The organism is Pseudonocardia lacus (assembly GCF_018531445.1).
In the GTDB taxonomy this organism is placed as follows: Bacteria; Actinomycetota; Actinomycetes; order Mycobacteriales; family Pseudonocardiaceae; genus Pseudonocardia; species Pseudonocardia lacus.
On sequence record NZ_JAHDTH010000422.1, the window covers coordinates 1 to 2,175 of the forward strand.

General features: G+C 78.4%; 3 protein-coding genes and 1 pseudogene. 3 read left to right on the plus strand and 1 reads right to left on the minus strand.

Annotation, left to right across the window (positions count from 1 at the left end; all coding sequences use genetic code 11):
* A pseudogene (locus KIK08_RS38710) lies at positions 1-255 on the minus strand (hypothetical protein); the annotation flags it as partial.
* A 241-nt stretch (positions 256-496) separates the two neighbouring features.
* Between KIK08_RS38710 and KIK08_RS38715 the strand changes: the two are divergent.
* The 3 genes from KIK08_RS38715 to KIK08_RS38725 all read left to right on the plus strand — a co-directional run.
* Positions 497-955, plus strand: a complete 459-nt coding sequence (locus KIK08_RS38715) for a DUF6474 family protein (protein ID WP_214408279.1) — start codon at positions 497-499, stop codon at positions 953-955.
* 80 nt (positions 956-1,035) lie between these two features.
* Positions 1,036-1,557, plus strand: a complete 522-nt coding sequence (locus tag KIK08_RS38720) for a hypothetical protein (RefSeq protein ID WP_214408280.1) — start codon at positions 1,036-1,038, stop codon at positions 1,555-1,557.
* Positions 1,558-1,595: 38 nt separating this feature from the next.
* The coding region (locus tag KIK08_RS38725) for a copper resistance CopC family protein (RefSeq protein ID WP_214408281.1) at positions 1,596-2,175 on the plus strand (580 nt) is incomplete at its 3' end.

Below are 2,175 nucleotides of genomic sequence, written 5' to 3' on the forward strand. Positions count from 1 at the left end.
GGTCGGGCCGGGGGCGACGCGGTGCCAGGAGGGGCCGGCTGTGGCGGCGAGGACCTCGCCGAGGCGCTCGCGGTGCTCGGCGGCGTCGGCGCGGCGCTGCTCCAGGGCCGGGTCGGGCAGGGCGCGGGGGGCGGCGGTGGCCGTCGGGTCGTGGTCGAGGTGGACGCGACGGCGGCACAGCGTGGTCGCGACGGCATCGAGCACGATGCCCCGGGTGGGGGGCCCGGCCGGTGGCCGGTTCTCGATCGCCGTCATGCCCCCGAGGGTAGTGACCGGTACCGACAGCCCTCGCCGCAGCCGGGCGGACCGTGCGCGTCGGCTGGATCACGATCGGGCGCGCGCCGCGTTCCGCCCGACGTCGGGCCCGCGGTGTCACTAGGCTGCGCCGGAGCCCGGTCCGACGAGCCGGAACGGGGGCGAGGGGGTGCACGGGATGGCGCTGCGGCGGCGATCCGCCGGGTCGGCGGACGGCTCCGGGTCGAGCTCTGCGGAAGCGGTGGCGGACGTCGCGCGCGCCGCCAGCAAGCCGTTCACCGCGGCCCGGGCCAAGCGGCTGATCGGGGTCAGCAAGGCGGTGGCGCCGCTGCTGGCGCCGTACGCGCTGGCGTTCGCGGGGGTGGCGCGCTCGCGGTGGGACGCGTACCGGGCCGGCCAGCTGGGCGTCGAGCCCGGCCAGCTGTCGCAGTACACCGGGCGCGGCGGGGCGCTGCACGCCCGGCTGTCGCGGATCGCCGAGACGCTGCAGGAGCTCGAGGGCGGCACCGGGACCCACGGCACCGAGGACGACAAGGCGTTCGCCGCGAAGGTCCGCCCGCGGCTGGCCGACCTGGCCGTGGCCGTGCGCGCCGCCGGGCAGATGCCCACTGCGCGCCGCAAGACCGCCTACCGCGCGATCGCCGGGGAGCTCGACCGCGTCGAGGTCGAACTGCTGACCCGGCTCGGCGTCATCGGCTGACCCCACCGGCACGTCCGCCCACCGCAGCGGCACGGGCGGGGCCGGGGTCGTGTCGGGGGCCTCGGCTACCGTCGGGGCCCATGGACGGCCCCACGGACCCCGGTGCGCGCCGGTTCCGCGGCGGCCTGCTGGTCGGGCTCAGCGCCCTGCTGACCGTCGTCGGGCACCTGGCCGGCGGCGGCGCGCTCCCCGACCTGGCCCTGCTCGCGGTGCTGCTGCCCGCGCTGGCGTGGCCGGTCGTCGCGCTGGCCGACCGCTGCCGGGGCACCGTCGGCACGCTGGTGGTGCTCGGCGGTGGCCAGGTGCTGCTGCACGAGCTGCTGAGCACCTCGCACGCGCACCACGCGGCACCCGACGGCCCGTCGATGGTCGCCGTCCACGCGGCGGTCACGGTGCTGACCGCGGCCGCGCTGCGGTTCGCCGACCGCGGTATGGCCGCCCTCGGCGCCGCGCTGCGCCGGGTGGCGCCGTGCCGCCCGCCGGTCGCGCCGGCCGACCGTCCGCTCGCCGTCCTGGTCGTCCCGAGCGACGACGTCCTCCCCGCCGTCTCGCGCCTGCTCGCCGCGACGCAGGTGCGGCGGGGTCCTCCGGTGCGCTGCTGAAGCCCCCTTCACCAGCGCAACCCACCCGAGGAACAGCCATGTCCGCATCACCCCGGCGCGCGCCGCGCGCCGCCACCACGAACGGCTACCACGGCGGCCGCACGACCCGGCGGCTGCTGCGCGCCGTGGCGGTCACCGCCCTGTGCACGATCGCGCTGCTGCTCGGCACGTCGCCTGCGTTCGCCCACACCCGGCTGGAGAGCACCGACCCGGCCGACGGGTCCAGCGTGGCGGTCGCCCCCCAGCAGGTGTCGCTGACCTTCAACGAGGCGGTCCCCGCCGAGTTCGCGCAGATCACCGTGATCGGTCCGGACGGCGCGAACTACCAGACCGGCACCGTGACCGCGGACGGCGGCGTGGTCAGCACCGCGGTGCTGCCGCTCGGCCCGGCCGGCCGCTACGAGATCGGCTACCGGGTCGTCTCCGACGACGGGCACCCGGTGACCGGCAGCGTTGCCTTCACCCTGACCACGGCCGCCCCGACCACCACGGCCGCGGCCCCGAGCACGTCCGCGGCCGCCCCCGCGGCGCCCGCGACCCCGGCCCCGACGGCGGCCGCGCAGACCGACGACGGGGGCGGCGCACCGGTGTGGCCGTGGATCGTCGGCGCGGTGGTCC